Source organism: Sphingomonas sp. CFBP 13720 (genome assembly GCF_014842075.1).
Classification (GTDB): domain Bacteria; phylum Pseudomonadota; class Alphaproteobacteria; order Sphingomonadales; family Sphingomonadaceae; genus Sphingomonas.
In genome coordinates, this window is record NZ_JACYVA010000001.1 from 759,596 (window position 1) to 773,809 (window position 14,214).

The 14,214-nt window shown below is 66.5% G+C and carries 15 protein-coding genes; 9 read left to right on the forward strand and 6 right to left on the reverse strand.

Features of this window, described 5'->3' with window-relative positions; genetic code table 11:
• Positions 1-89: 89 nt before the first annotated feature.
• Together IFT55_RS03650 and IFT55_RS03655 are read left to right on the forward strand one after the other, a co-directional pair.
• Positions 90-545, forward strand: coding sequence for a universal stress protein (locus IFT55_RS03650; RefSeq protein WP_192089155.1), 456 nt, complete (start codon positions 90-92; stop codon positions 543-545).
• Between the two features lie 410 nt (positions 546-955).
• A complete protein-coding gene (locus tag IFT55_RS03655) occupies positions 956-2,245 on the forward strand; it encodes a M20/M25/M40 family metallo-hydrolase (protein ID WP_192089156.1) in 1,290 nt (429 codons plus the stop codon).
• Here IFT55_RS03655 and IFT55_RS03660 read toward each other — a convergent pair whose 3' ends face one another.
• From IFT55_RS03660 to IFT55_RS03675, 4 genes are all read right to left on the reverse strand, one after another.
• Entirely contained in the window at positions 2,246-3,313 is a 1,068-nt protein-coding gene (locus IFT55_RS03660; protein WP_249403543.1) for an RcnB family protein, read from the reverse strand.
• A gap of 108 nt (positions 3,314-3,421) precedes the next feature.
• A complete protein-coding gene (locus IFT55_RS03665) occupies positions 3,422-3,904 on the reverse strand; it encodes a GAF domain-containing protein (protein WP_192089157.1) in 483 nt (160 codons plus the stop codon).
• A 45-nt stretch (positions 3,905-3,949) separates the two neighbouring features.
• Positions 3,950-4,690, reverse strand: coding sequence for an extensin family protein (locus IFT55_RS03670; RefSeq protein ID WP_192089756.1), 741 nt, complete (start codon positions 4,688-4,690; stop codon positions 3,950-3,952).
• Positions 4,687-5,421 carry an NUDIX hydrolase gene (locus tag IFT55_RS03675; RefSeq protein WP_192089159.1) on the reverse strand — a complete coding sequence of 245 codons (735 nt, stop codon included), beginning with the start codon at positions 5,419-5,421 and terminating at the stop codon, positions 4,687-4,689. Before IFT55_RS03675 ends, IFT55_RS03670 begins: the two co-directional genes overlap by 4 nt.
• Positions 5,422-5,484: 63 nt before the next feature.
• On the opposite strand from IFT55_RS03675, the gene IFT55_RS03680 reads away from it, so the two are divergent.
• Positions 5,485-5,991 carry a DUF427 domain-containing protein gene (locus IFT55_RS03680; protein WP_192089161.1) on the forward strand — a complete coding sequence of 169 codons (507 nt, stop codon included), beginning with the start codon at positions 5,485-5,487 and terminating at the stop codon, positions 5,989-5,991.
• On the forward strand, positions 5,988-6,665 hold the full coding sequence (locus IFT55_RS03685; RefSeq protein ID WP_342029219.1) for an SDR family NAD(P)-dependent oxidoreductase: 678 nt from the start codon (positions 5,988-5,990) through the stop codon (positions 6,663-6,665). The genes IFT55_RS03680 and IFT55_RS03685 overlap by 4 nt, the downstream gene beginning before the upstream one ends.
• Positions 6,666-6,669: 4 nt before the next feature.
• On the opposite strand, the gene IFT55_RS03690 is transcribed toward IFT55_RS03685, so the two are convergent.
• Together IFT55_RS03690 and IFT55_RS03695 are read right to left on the reverse strand one after the other, a co-directional pair.
• Complete coding sequence (locus tag IFT55_RS03690; RefSeq protein WP_342029220.1) at positions 6,670-7,899, reverse strand: hypothetical protein; 1,230 nt, start codon at positions 7,897-7,899, stop codon at positions 6,670-6,672.
• 5 nt (positions 7,900-7,904) lie between these two features.
• On the reverse strand, positions 7,905-9,233 hold the full coding sequence (locus tag IFT55_RS03695; protein WP_192089164.1) for an MFS transporter: 1,329 nt from the start codon (positions 9,231-9,233) through the stop codon (positions 7,905-7,907).
• Between the two features lie 132 nt (positions 9,234-9,365).
• Here IFT55_RS03695 and cyoA point away from each other — a divergent pair, with 132 nt between their 5' ends.
• The 5 genes from cyoA to IFT55_RS03720 are packed head-to-tail and all read left to right on the forward strand — an operon-like array spanning position 9,366 to position 14,205.
• Positions 9,366-10,520: a ubiquinol oxidase subunit II gene (gene cyoA, locus IFT55_RS03700; protein WP_192089165.1), complete on the forward strand. Its 1,155-nt coding sequence runs from the start codon at positions 9,366-9,368 to the stop codon at positions 10,518-10,520.
• 10 nt (positions 10,521-10,530) lie between these two features.
• On the forward strand, positions 10,531-12,531 hold the full coding sequence (gene cyoB / locus IFT55_RS03705) for a cytochrome o ubiquinol oxidase subunit I (RefSeq protein WP_192089166.1): 2,001 nt from the start codon (positions 10,531-10,533) through the stop codon (positions 12,529-12,531).
• Positions 12,532-12,533: 2 nt separating this feature from the next.
• The gene (gene cyoC / locus IFT55_RS03710; RefSeq protein ID WP_192089168.1) at positions 12,534-13,160 is read left to right on the forward strand and encodes a cytochrome o ubiquinol oxidase subunit III; all 627 of its coding nucleotides are present in this window, start codon (positions 12,534-12,536) and stop codon (positions 13,158-13,160) included.
• Entirely contained in the window at positions 13,160-13,522 is a 363-nt protein-coding gene (gene cyoD / locus IFT55_RS03715; protein ID WP_192089169.1) for a cytochrome o ubiquinol oxidase subunit IV, read from the forward strand. Before cyoC ends, cyoD begins: the two co-directional genes overlap by 1 nt.
• Complete coding sequence (locus IFT55_RS03720) at positions 13,519-14,205, forward strand: SURF1 family protein (protein WP_192089171.1); 687 nt, start codon at positions 13,519-13,521, stop codon at positions 14,203-14,205. Before cyoD ends, IFT55_RS03720 begins: the two co-directional genes overlap by 4 nt.
• The last annotated feature ends 9 nt before the right edge of the window (positions 14,206-14,214 follow it).

Sequence of the window (14,214 nt, forward strand, 5' to 3'; positions counted from 1 at the left end):
GCCGCCGGGCGCGTCCGGGTCAACCCCCGCGCACCCGACTTGCACGACGCCGGTACAACGGCGCATGACCACGATCGAAGGGGATGACGATGCGGACATATCTGGTGGTGGTCGACGAGAACCCGGAAAGCGCGGTCGCGTTGCGCTTCGCGGCACGCCGCGCGGTCAAGACGCATGGCGGCGTGGAAGTGCTCGCGCTGGTCGAACCGCAGGAATTCGCGCCATGGGGCGGCGTACAGGCGACGATCGAGGAAGAGGCGATGGAACGTGCCGAGGCGCTGGTCGAGGCTGCGGCGGGTACGCTGATCGCCGAGTCGGGGCTGCAACCGCATGTCACGGTCCGGGTCGGCGACGGCCCGCGCATCGTGCGCGAGATGATCGCCGCCAATCCCGCTATTGCCGCACTCGTGCTGGGTGCCGCCGCGACCGGCGCGCCGGGTCCGCTGGTCAGCCATTTCGCCGGGACCGATGCCGGTGCGGTGCCGGTCCCGGTCATGATCGTCCCCGGCAGTCTCGACAGCGCAGCGATCGATCGGTTGAGCTGAACGGTTCGCATACCCCCGCAGTCGGGGGCGGCACGCATGTCATCGCTGGATCGAAGGTGCCGTGCGGGGGAGAGCGGCGGATCATACGCGCTCATCCCCCCGCGGCTGCTGCTGTTCGCCGGGTTCCCGGCAGCGTCCTCTTTATCATCAGCGCAGCGCTGGCTGGATTGCCGTTAGCGCGGTCGCCGGACAAAAAAAAGGGCCGGCAGCGCCGACCCCGAAAAGTTTTAGGAGAGGATGCCTGAAAGGCACAGTCGTTGTGCACTGCACCCGGATGGTTAGCAATTGCAAAAAACGAAACCAAACATTCTATTTCTGCAATAAACCTATCGGACGAGTGGGTTTTGCGTTGGAATGCGTTCCGTAGGAAAGCGGTTGAGAAACCGTGGCTTGGCGATCATGCTGCCGGGATGCGCTATCTTTTCCTGCTCCCCCTCCTCGCCGTCGCCCTTCCCGCAACCGCGCGCGAGACGCCCAGACCGGAGCGCTTGCGCGCCGATGTGGAGCGGTTGGTCGGCTTCGGCACGCGCCATACGGCGTCCGATCCGGACCATCCGACGCGCGGCATCGGCGCTGCCCGCCGCTGGTTCGCGGCGGAACTGACGCGAATCGGCAATGGGTGCGGCGACTGCATCACCGTGGCCAACATCGCGCGGGGCTTCACCGGCCCCCGCGCGCCGGGCGGCGTGAACATCGTCGACGTGCTGGGGTTCCAGCAGGGGCGCGATCCGAAACGCGTCGTGATCGTGATGGGCCATATCGACAGCCGCGTCAGCGACGTGATGAACGCTACCGCCGACGCCCCCGGCGCGAATGACGACGCATCAGGCGTCGCACTGGTGCTGGAGGCCGCGCGTATCCTGTCGAAACAGCGCTTCGATGCGACGATCGTCTATGCCGCACTGTCGGGCGAGGAACAGGGGTTGTGGGGGGCGCAGCTGCTCGCCGAAACCGCGCGCGAACGCGGCTGGACGGTGACCGCCGTGCTGAACAACGACATCGTCGGCAATACGATCGGGCAGGACGGACGCCGCGTCGCCGATCGGGTGCGCGTCTTTTCCGAAGGTATCCGTGCATCGGAAACGATCGAACAGCAGGTGGCGCGACGCGCGGCGGGCGGTGAGGACGACGGGCCGTCGCGGGCGCTGGCGAAAGCAGTCGATTCGATCGCAGCGACGATCCCCGGCGGGCTGGACGCGTTCCTCGATCGCCGGCCCGACCGATTCGGGCGCGGCGGCGATCACGAACCGTTTCTGAAGCTCGGCTATCCCGCGATCCGCTTTTCGGTCGGGGTCGAGAATTACGATGCACAGCATCAGGATCTGCGCACCGTTGGCGGACGTGTCCTTGGCGACACGATCGACCGGATGGACTTCCCCTATCTGGCGAAGGTGACCGCGCTGAACGTCGCGACGATCGCCCGGCTTGCTGCCGCGCCGGCCGCGCCCGACGGGGTATCGATCGACGGTGCGCTGGCGACCGATACGACGGTGCGTTGGTCAGCGGTGCCGGGCGCGGCGGGCTATCGCATCCGGTGGCGGCGCAACGACGCGCAGGACTGGACCGCGCATCGCGACGTGACGGGGACGCAGGCGCTATTGCCCGGCATCATCGTCGACGACCATTTCGTCGGCGTATCCGCGCTGTCGGCTGGCGGCGCGGAAAGCATCACGACCTTCGCCGGACGACCCCCGCGATAATCAGCAGCGACACAGCGTCTTCGACCGGACCGGCGCGCGTCGCCGGACGGTGCGCGGCGTCGAATAGGTCACGACTTCCTCGGTCGTCGTCGTCGTGACGACCGGCGAACCCACCGTTACCGTCGTGACCGTCGCGGGCGGATAATAGTAGCCGTCCGCGACATACCCGCCGCCGCTATGCGTGGTGGTGGTCGAATATCCCGGCGAACGAACGGTTTCGACATAGCCGCCCCGCACCGGTCCGGCGGCACGCCCGGTCGGCTGCACCTGTTCGCGATAGGGCGCATAGACGATATCCGGCCCGCGCCGATCATAGGGGTCACCGTCGTCCGGCGCGACCGGCACGTCGTAATCCGGAACCGGATAGGACGCACCATAGCCGTCATACCCGTCATCATATCGCTGCGGCACGTCGCGCCCGCGATCTTCCGCGCGATCGATCGCCGTCCCGGCCAGCGCTCCGACGCCCGCGCCCGGCGCGGTGCCGCCCAGCCGGTTGCCGCGTTCGGCGATGACATTGCCCGCGACCGCCCCGGCCACGCCGCCGATCACCGCGCCGCCTACCCCGTCGTCCCGCCGCGCGACCGGACCATCGTCCTGATAGCGCACGTCATCGGCATCGTCGTCGCGGACATAGCGCCCGTCGTCGCGCGCATCCCAGTCGATGTCGCTGCGATGATCGAAAACCCGCCCCGACCGGTCGGCGAGGACGGCGTCGTCATAATAGCGATACCAGTCATATCCCGGCATTGGCCGAACAAGGCCATAGATCGACCAGTCGGGAATATGGAAGCTGGGAGCGATCCAGTAGCGCGGCAGGACTCCGCCCCGGATCGGCACGCGATACGCCGCCCAGCCGCCCGGCGCATATTGGCCGCCAACCCAGCGTCCCTGCACCCGCCCTCCCCAGCGAGGGCCAGGCAGGTTCACGCGCCGCTGACCGGGCCGGACGAGCGGACGCCCCGATCGCGGTGCCTGAACGAACGATTCGGCGGGTGCGGCGAACGCCGCTTCGGGGGTGACGAGGGTCGCCAACGCCATCGCGACGGATGGGAACGGGAAGGGCATCGGCCGGGCTGCTCCGTTTCGGGTCAACGCATGGATCGCGCCGACCGTATCACCGCCCGTCGTTCCGCGCCAACGGACGATACGGGGCACATGCTGTCCCGCACCGAGTCAGGCGATCCGCGGACCCAGCACCGCCATCAGCGCCTCGCATTCCGCGCGATCGTCCTCGTCGAACCGTCCCTGCACCGGACTGTCCAGATCGAGTACTCCGACCAGCCGGTCGCCGACCACGATCGGCACGACCAGTTCGGCGCGGCTGTCCGCGTCGCATGCGATATGACCGGGAAAGGCGTGGACGTCGGCCACGAGTTGCGTAGTGCGCGTTGCGGCGGCGGTGCCGCACACGCCCTTGCCCATCGCGATGCGGATGCACGCGGCCTTGCCCTGAAACGGCCCCAGCACCAGCACGTCATCGACTGCGCGATAGAATCCCGCCCAGTTCAGATCGGGGAGGTACTGCATCAACAGCGCCGACGCGTTCGCCATGTTGGCGGTCGCATCCGGTTCGTCGGCGGTCAGCGCGTCGAGCGCGGACGACAGGTCGCGGTACAGGTCGCGCTTCGCGCCGGCGGAAATATCGAACTGGTACATGCGCGGCTATGTAGGGGTTCGCGCGCCGCTGACCATCCCTGCCTGCTATCGACAGGCGCCGCCCGTGCCCCGGCTCGCCTGATCCAGATGAAAATGGTCGCGATGGGCGGCGTTATAGTCCGGCGACAACACCGTGGAGAACACACTGCACGCCCCATCGCGCACCTCGCGCAGGAACGCCGCCTTGTCCGCATCGCCCCGTCCCGACCCCGCCGTCCAGTCGCCGACGACGCTTATCCGGCGTCCGTCCGCCAGCACGAACGCGGCGATATCCAGCGCGTTGGCGGTGGCATGTTCGCTGAACGCCCCCGAATCGCGGCCGTACATCCGCCGACAATTGTAACTGCCGAAATGTTCGATCCGGTCGACTTCGCTGCCGAATCTCGCCTGTGCGGCAGGCTGCACCACCTGCCACTCCCACAGCGCCAGCGCGGTCGCGACCCGGCACGTCACGCCGACATCGGCGGGGGCGTAGGCGATGCTGCGCGCGCCGCCACCACGCAGCCGGACAGCGTCGTCATAGCCGCACTGCCCCGCCGCATCGCGCACCGGCAGCGCGGTGTACCGCACCCCGGCGCGGTCCAGCAGCGCCCGGCATCCGGCGAAATCGCCGCGCAGGTCGCCGATCTTGCCGCGCGTGAACATCCCCACCGGCTGCGACAGGTCGAGCGGCGTCCACGGCACGTCCTGCGGCCGGCTGCGAGCAAAGGCGTAGAGTGCGAAGCCGATCGCGGCGAGGACGGCGAGCCAGACCAGCGTGCGCAGACCCGCCGACAGCGCTCTCACCCGCGCACGACCCGCGCGACCGGTTCGGCGGTGACCGGATAGCCCATGTCGTCGGGGATGCAGAGCCAGTCGCAGCCCTCGCGCGTTTCGGTCCACGGCGTGATCTTGCGCACCGGCCATGCGGCGGCGGCGGCGAACGCGGCGGCGCTGTCGCTATGCGTCGCCAGCCGTTCCAGCACCCGGCGCGTCGGAAAGACCAATGACGCCTCACCGCGATCGGCGGCATCGATCGCGTCCTGCGCCGTGGTCCAGAAGACGCGGACATTCTCGGTCGCGTCGACCACCGGATCGGCGGCCCCGTCGGGCCAGCGCGCCAGATAGAACCATGTGTCGAACACCCGCGCGTGTGCCCGGTCGGGTTGCCATCGGGCATAGGGGACGAGCGCCGACGCATCGACCGGTCCGATCGCGCCCAGCGTCGCGCCATCGGCAAGTTTCCCGCGCATCGCGGCGACGTCGCCGGATACGCCGATCGCGACGCCCGCTTCCTCGATCGTCTCGCGGATCGCCGCCAGTCGCGGTGCAAGGTCGGAATCGCCCATCGTCACCGCCAACGCATGGTCGCCGGGGTCGATCCGCCCACCCGGGAACACCAGCGCCCCGCCCGCGAATGCCATCGCCTGCGCGCGTTCGACCATCAATATGGCCGGTGGCCCATCGGCTCTATCCCGCAGGACGATCAACGTGGCGGCGGGAATGGCAGGCGGGGCGGCGGTGTCGGGAAGGCTCATCCGGCCCAGTTGGGCACCGTCCGCACCGATGTGAAGCCCGGTACGGAACCATCGTCCCCAACGATGCTTGGGAAGGGCGTGCCCCGTCGCGACCCCGCCCTTCCCGGACAAACCAGCGTCTGGGACTTTCCACGTCCGGCGATCGCGCAGCCGTTTGCGGGTCATATCAGGATCGAACTCGGTGGACGGGTGATCGCGGAAACGCGCGACGCGGTCCGTACGCTGGAAACCAGCCATCCGCCGACCTATTATCTGCCGCCCGATGCCATCGCACCCGACGTGTTGCGCCGCGCAGGCGGTGGATCGTTCTGCGAATGGAAAGGGTCGGCGGTCTATTGGGACGTCGCCGTCGCCGACATCGTCCGTCCGCGCGCCGCATGGTCCTATCCCTCCCCTACCCCGAGCTTTGCAATACTGCGCGACCATGTCGCCTTCTACGCCCGCGCGATGGACGGATGCTTCGTCGACGGCGTACGCGTCACGCCACAGCCCGGCGAATTCTACGGCGGCTGGATCGCGCCCGACCTTGCCGGACCGTTCAAGGGCGGTCCGGGGTCGATGGGCTGGTGAGCGTCGCCATCGTCATCGGGGCGTCCGGCGGCATCGGCACGGCGTTGGTCGACGCCTTGGCGGCTCGCGCCGATCACGTCCACGCGCTGTCCCGTGGCAGTAACCCGTCGGTCGACGTCACCGACGAAGCCAGCCTCGCCGCCGCCGCCGGCACGATCAGCCAGCCGGTCGACACCGTGATCTGCGCCACCGGCATGCTGCACGAAGGCGACGCCATGCCGGAACGCGCGCTGAAGGAACTTGACGGCGCGACGCTCGCACGCCTGTTCGCGGTCAACACGATCGGACCCGCGCTAGTGCTCAAACACTTCGCGCCGTTGCTGGCGCGCGACCGGCCTGCGACGATCGCCGTGCTGTCGGCGCGAGTCGGCAGCATCGGCGATAATCGCACCGGCGGCTGGTACGGCTATCGTGCGTCGAAAGCCGCGCTCAACATGATCGTACGCTGCGCCGCGATCGAACTGGCGCGCAGCCGTCCGGAGGCACGGTGCGTCGGGCTGCATCCCGGTACGGTCGACACCGGCCTCAGCCGTCCGTTTAAGGCGCGGGTGCCAGCCGATCGCCTGTTCACACCCGCCGACAGCGCGGCGAAATTGCTGGCGGTCCTCGACGGGTTGGGCACGGGCGACAGCGGCGGCTGCTTCGCGTGGGACGGTCAGCGCATCGTCCCCTGAAAGCCTACCCCGTCCGTTCGCGCAACAGCGTCCAGCCGTCGGGCAGATAGTCGAGCGACATGTAATAATAGAATGCGCATGATTCGTCGGCGCGGTAGCTTCCGCCCTTCAGGATGCCGATCGCCGTCGTGCCCATGAACACCGGCCCGCCGCTGTCGCCGCCCTTGCATCCGGGGCCTGCCACCGTCACCCATGTCGGCAGGCACGCCCCGCCGCACAGATCGCCGCCGGGCGCGAAGTCGACCAGTTCGACCTCGGCACAGCTATATCCGGTGCGCTCGCCACGATGGCACACCATGTCGCCCGCGCGGGTCGACGCCCGGCTGCGTTGTCCGGTCACCGGGCGCAACACCGTGCGCGCGGTGTCCGAATAGAAGACGGGACGCAGCGGCTGGGCACTCGCATTCACCTGTACGTCGTGAAAGCCCCAGCCCCATTGCCCGACGAAGTCGAGCGGCGTCGCACGTCGATCGCCGTCGATATAGGACAGCGCATCGGGACAATGCGCGGCGGTGACGATTCCGGTACGGATGCCGGCGGCCACGACGAACCCGGTGGTGCAGGCATAGCGGCGGCCATCGACCGGGTGCGTGCCGACCACCCGACCGCCCCCTGCAACCTCGTCGATCAGATCGATGTCGGGCTGGTCGGATGTGGCGATACGCACCGGCACGCCGGTCAACGCCGCGATCCTACGACGCAACGCAGCGACGTCGCCGCGCGCATCGACCGCTCCGATCAGCACGACCAGCGCGCCGTGCCGCTGATCGACCCCCATCGCGGGCGGGCGGCGCACCATCGCGCGGATCGTCGCCTGATGCTGTGTGATCGCCGCCAGCATCGCTACGCGGGTTGCGCCAGCACCGGTACGGAACTCGACCGGCACCGTCGCATCGCCGACGCGCACTGCCGCATCGGCGACAGGCTTGTCGCCGGTCAGACGGACGACGATACGGAAGCCCGATGTTCGGTCGATCGCGATCCCGGCCAGCCGGTCGCGATACCGTCCCTCGATCCATTCGGTCAGCCCGGTGGTCGCCTCTTCCGCATGCAGGTCCGCCAACGCCTGTTCGGGACTGATGCCACGGATGCGGGCAACTTCGGTCGCGTCCTGCGCCAATGCCGCGTCGGGCGACAGCACCGCCGTCGCGACCGGGTCGGCCAGCATCGGCTGCGCCGCCGCCGGCGCGATGGCGACGACGGCGGCGGCAAGCGCTAGGATCGGCGACCGCACCGCGATCAATCGTTGCGGCGCGCCAGTTCCTTGTTCAGCAGCAGCGCGAGCAGCGTGACGATCGCGCCCGACGCCAGATACAGCCCAGCGGCGAACAGGCCCAGCTTGCCCGCCAGCGCCAGCGCGGCGAGCGGCGCGAAACCGGCCCCGAACAGCCATGCCAGATCCGACGTCAGCGCCGCGCCGGTGTAGCGCGAATCCTTGGCGAAGTTCGACGCCACGGTCCCCGACGACTGGCCGAACGACAGGCCCAACAGGATGAAACCGGTGATCATGAACGCGATCTCGCCCGCATCTCCGCCGTTGAGCAACAGCGGCGCAAGGCCGGAGAACAATGCGATCGCGACCGCGCCGATGCCCAGCAGCGTCCGCCGTCCGACATGGTCGGCCAGCACGCCCGAAATGATGATCGCGAAGATGAAGAAGACGGCGCAGGCGGTCTCGATCCACAGGAACCGTGCAACCGTCTGTTCGGTGAACAGGAAGATCCACGACAGCGGGAACACGGTGACCATGTGGAACAGCGCGAAGCTGGCCAACGGCACCAGCGCGCCGATCAGGATCGTCTTCCATTCGCGCTTCACGGTCGGCAGCACTGCCGATGCCTTCAGTTCGCGATTCTCGAACAGCGCGGTGTATTCGGGCGTCACCACGATGCGCAGACGTGCGAACAGCGCGACGACGTTCAGCGCGAACGCGACGAAGAACGGATAGCGCCAGCCCCATGCGATGAAGTCTTCGGCGCTCATATACGCGGTGAAGAACGCGAACAGCGCGCTGGCGACCATCAGGCCCAACGGTGCGCCCAGCTGCGGGATCATCGCGTACCAGCCGCGACGTTCCTGCGGCACGTTCAACGCCAGCAGCGATGCCAGCCCGTCCCATGCGCCGCCCAGCGCCAGCCCCTGCAGGATCCGCAACCCCGCCAGCAGGATCGCCGACCACGCGCCGACCTGCGCATAGCCCGGCAGGAAGCCCATCGCCACGGTCGAGGTGCCCAGCAGGAACAGCGCGATCGTCAGCTTGGTGCCGCGCCCGTGCCGCCGATCGACCCACATGAACAGCAGCGTGCCGAACGGACGGGCAAAGAACGCCAGCGGGAACAGCGCGAAGGAATAGAGCGTGCCCGTCAGCCGGTCGACATAGGGAAACATCAACTGCGGGAACACGATCACCGATGCGATCGCGTACACGAAAAAGTCGAAGAACTCGGACGTACGGCCGATGATGACCCCGATCGCGATCTCCTCCGACTGGACGTTGATGTCACCGCTTGTGTTGACGGCCCGGGCATCGGCCTCGACTTCACGGGAATGGACGACGGCCTCGGCCATACGGAACTCCAGGGTACGGCGCGGGACACGCGCGGGATAAGATGATGAAACCCGTTATCGCACTGCACCAAACTTCGGGATAGGACAAAATGTCCTATCGCAGTGCAGCATCGACAGGCATAGGTCGCCGTCATGATCCAGCCTCGCTCGCTTCCGTGGCACCGGCCACTGCGTTCGCTCCTGCCGCTCGGCATCCTGCCGCTTCTGGCGGGGTGCGACATGGTCGTGCTGAACCCCGCCGGCGACGTCGCCCGTCAACAGGCGGACGTGCTCCTTATCTCCGTTGGCCTGATGCTGCTCATCATCGTTCCGGTGATGTTGCTGACCGTGTGGTTCGCGTGGAAATACCGGGCGAGCAACGAAAAGGCGAAATACGATCCCGAATTCGACCATTCGACCGGTCTTGAACTGGTCATCTGGTCGGGTCCGCTGCTGATCGTCATTGCACTCGGCGCGTTGACGTGGATCAGCACGCATCTGCTCGACCCCTATCGCCCGATCGGCCAGATCTCGGACGGCAAGCCGGTGCCCAAGGGGCAGCAGCCGCTTGAGATACAGGTCGTCTCGCTCGACTGGAAATGGCTGTTCATCTACCCCGAACAGGGGATCGCGACGGTCAACCAGCTCGTGCTACCGGTCGATCGGCAGGTGCGCTTCCGCTTGTCGTCGTCGTCGGTGATGAACACCTTCTACGTACCGACCATGGCCGGCATGATCTACACGATGCCGGGGATGGAGACCAAGCTGCACGCCGTCCTGAACAAGGCCGGCGACTATCGCGGCATGTCGGCGCATTATAGCGGCGCGGGTTTTTCGGGAATGAACTTCCCGGTCACCGCGACCGACGATGCGGGCTTTGGCCGCTGGGTCGCGCAGATGCGGGCCGCGCCGGCCCGGCTGACGACCGCAAGCTACCTGCAACTCGAAAAGCCCAGCGAGAACGTGAAGCCGATCGCGATCGGCGGCATCGAACGCGGCATCTTCGACCGCATCGTCCAGATGTGCGTCCGCCCCGGCACGCCGTGCATGACCGAAAGCATGCATCACGGCGGCAAGGACGGTGCGCTTGGGGGACCAACCAACAACCGACTGCCGCAATCGCAGGACCGCACCAAAGGCGCACTGGAAAAAAATGCCGACGAAATCGGCACCAGTCCGCACAGCAGCGCTCCCGAAGGTTCGGCAGGCGCGCCGGGCAAGGAAGATCCCGGCAACGACGCCAATCGCAACATGACCCGCATCGCGCCGCCCGCGCTGCCGGGCCGCCCCGCTCCGGCGCAAGGCTGAGACCGACATCATGTCCGACACCCTCATCAAGACTATTTTCGGGCGACTTACGCTCGAAAGCTTCCCGATCCACGAACCCATCATCGTGATGACCTTCATCGCGGTCGCCATCGGCGGCGCTGCGGTGCTGGCGGCGCTGACCTATTTCAAACTGTGGGGCTATCTCTGGAAGGAATGGTTCACCACGGTCGATCACAAGCGCATCGGGATCATGTACATGATCCTCGGCATCGTCATGCTGCTGCGCGGCTTCGCCGACGCGATCATGATGCGTGCGCAACAATCGCTGGCGTTCGGCCAGAACGAAGGCTTCCTCAACGCGCATCACTATGACCAGGTGTTCACCGCGCACGGGGTCATCATGATCTTCTTCGTGGCGATGCCGCTGGTGACCGGGCTGATGAACTACATCGTCCCGCTCCAGATTGGTGCGCGCGACGTGTCGTTTCCGTTCCTGAACAATTTCAGCTTCTGGATGACCACGTCGGGCGTGGTGATCGTCATGTCGAGCCTGTTCGTCGGCGAATTCGCCCGTACCGGCTGGCTGGCATTCACGCCATTGTCGGGACTGGATTATTCGCCCGATGTCGGGGTCGACTATTATATCTGGGCCTTGCAGTTGGCCGGTGTCGGCACGTTGTTGTCCGGCGTCAACCTGATCGCGACTATCGTCAAGATGCGCGCGCCCGGCATGGGCCTGATGAAGATGCCGATCTTCACCTGGTCGGCGCTCGTCACCAACGTCCTGATCGTCGCCGCCTTCCCGGTGCTGACCGCCGTGCTGGCGATGCTGTCGCTCGACCGCTATGTCGGGACCAATTTCTTCACCAACACATTGGGTGGAAACCCGATGATGTACGTCAACATGATCTGGATCTGGGGTCACCCGGAAGTCTACATCCTGATCCTGCCGGCGTTCGGCGTGTTCTCCGAAATCGTATCGACCTTCTCGGGCAAGCGCCTGTTCGGCTATACATCGATGGTCTACGCGCTGCTGGTCATCACGATCCTGTCGTACCTTGTGTGGCTGCACCACTTCTTCACGATGGGTTCGGGTGCGAGCGTCAACAGCTTCTTCGGCATCACCACGATGATCATCTCGATCCCCACGGGGGCCAAGATCTTCAACTGGCTGTTCACGATGTACAAGGGCCGCATCCGCTACGAACTGCCGATGATGTGGGCGATCGCGTTCATGCTGACCTTCACGATCGGCGGCATGACCGGCGTGCTGCTCGCGGTGCCTCCTGCCGACTTCGTGCTGCACAACTCGCTGTTCCTCGTCGCACATTTCCACAACGTCATCATCGGCGGCGTCGTGTTCGGGATGTTCGCGGGCATCAACTACTGGTTCCCCAAGGCGTTCGGGTTCAAGCTCGACCGCAAATGGGGGCTGGTCAGCTTCTGGTGCTGGTTCGTCGGTTTCTGGGTCGCGTTCACGCCGCTTTATGTCCTCGGACTGATGGGCATCACGCGTCGCCTGCGCCACTTCGACGATCCGTCGTTGCGGATCTGGTTCATCATCGCCGCCGTCGGTGCCGCGATCATCGCGGTCGGCATTGCTGCCTTCCTTGTGCAGATCGCCGTCAGCATCATGAACCGCGAGAAGCTGCGCGACTTCACCGGCGATCCATGGGGCGGACGTACGCTCGAATGGGCCACCTCGTCGCCGCCGCCGGACTACAACTTCGCGTTCACCCCGGTAGTGCACGATCTGGACGCGTGGTACGACATGAAGAGCCACAAATACGCGCGGCCTGAGAAGGGCTTCACCGCGATCCATATGCCCAGCAACACATGGGCAGGCATCGCGCTGGCCGGGCTGTCGACCGTCTTTGGTCTGGCGATGGTGTGGTACATCTGGTGGCTTGCCGCGCTCAGCTTCGTGGCGGTGATCGGCGTCGCGATCTACCACACGTTCAACTATCACCGCGACTTCCACATTCCGGTCGAGGAAGTCGTCGAAACAGAGCGGCGGCGTAGCGCCGATCTCCAGGCGGCGGGGGCATAACGATGGGTTCGTCACAGGTTCCCGCCGGCGCGGAAGGCCGCGTCTGGCATCTTGAGGAAGAGCATGAGCATGCGGAGGGGTCGAGCACCATGCTCGGCTTCTGGCTCTATCTCATGAGCGACTGTCTCATCTTCGCGATGCTGTTCGCGTCCTACGGCGTCTATTCGGGCAGCACCGCCGGTGGCCCCGACGCCAAGGAATTGTTCGACCTGCCGCTGGTCGCGATCAACACCGCGATGCTGCTGTTCTCGTCGATCACCTACGGCTTCGCGATGATCGCGGCGGAGGAAGGCAAGAAGTCGTCGACGCTCGGCTGGCTGGCGATCACCGGACTGTTCGGTTTGGCGTTCCTCGGCATCGAACTGTACGAATTCAGCCACCTGATCCACGAAGGCGCCGGGCCGCAGCGCAGCGCGTTCCTGTCGGCGTTCTTCACGCTGGTCGGCACGCACGGACTGCACGTCACCTTCGGTATCGTCTGGCTCGTCACGCTGATGGTGCAGGTCGCACGCCACGGTCTGAAGCCCGCGAATATGCGCCGGCTGATGTGCCTGTCGCTGTTCTGGCACTTCCTCGACGTCATCTGGATCGGCGTCTTCACCTTCGTCTATCTGCTGGGAGTGCTGTAATGGCCGGCCACGCATCGCATCACGCCGACGGCCCGGCGCACGGGTCGCGCAAGCAATATGTCATCGGCTTCCTGCTGTCGGTGCTGCTGACGGCGGTCCCGTTCGGGCTGGTCATGACCGGCGTGCTCGCCGATCCGCGACTGACCGCCGGGCTGGTGATGGTCTGCGCCGTCGTTCAGATCGTCGTCCACATGATCTACTTCCTGCACATGAACACGAAGTCGGAGAATGGCTGGACGCTGATGGCGTTGATCTTCACCCTGATCCTTGTCGTGATCGTCCTCGCCGGGTCGTTGTGGGTCATGTATCATATGAACCTCAACATGATGCCCCAGATGGGCGGAGACATGAGCGCGATGTGACCACCCGGCGCGTCCTGATCGGCGGGCTGATCGGCCTCGTCATCGCCGGACTGGTCGCGCTGGGCGTCTGGCAGTTGCAGCGGCGGACGTGGAAGCTGGACCTGATCGCCCGGACCGAGGCGATGCTGCGCCAGCCGCCCGTCCCCGCCCCGCCCCCTGCGGCGTGGCCGGCGATCGGTGCGAACGACGTCTATCGCCCGGTGATCGCCACCGGGCGCTACCGCCCCGCCGCCGATACCTATGTCCAGGCGGCGACCGCGCTGGGTGGCGGCTTCTGGGTACTGACCCCGCTCGATACCGGCGGCTTCACCGTGCTGGTCAATCGCGGGTTCGTACCGCCCGACCGGCGTGGCCGGGTCGACCCGCCCCCCGTCATGGTGACCGTTCGCGGACTGCTGCGTGTCAGTGAACCGGGCGGCGGCTTCCTTCGATCGAACGACCCGGCGGGCGGCCGCTGGTATTCGCGCGACGTCGCCGCGATCGCTGGGTCGCAGCGGTTGGGCACCGTCGCCCCATATTTCATCGACGCCGCCGCCGCCCCCGGGTTAGAATGGCCGCGCGGCGGGCTGACCGTCGTCACCTTCCGCAACAGCCACCTCGTCTATGCCCTGACATGGTTCGGCCTCGCCGCGCTGCTTGCCGGCATGACATGGATGGTGTCGCGGCGGCGCGCGGAGGCGTAGCATGCGCCC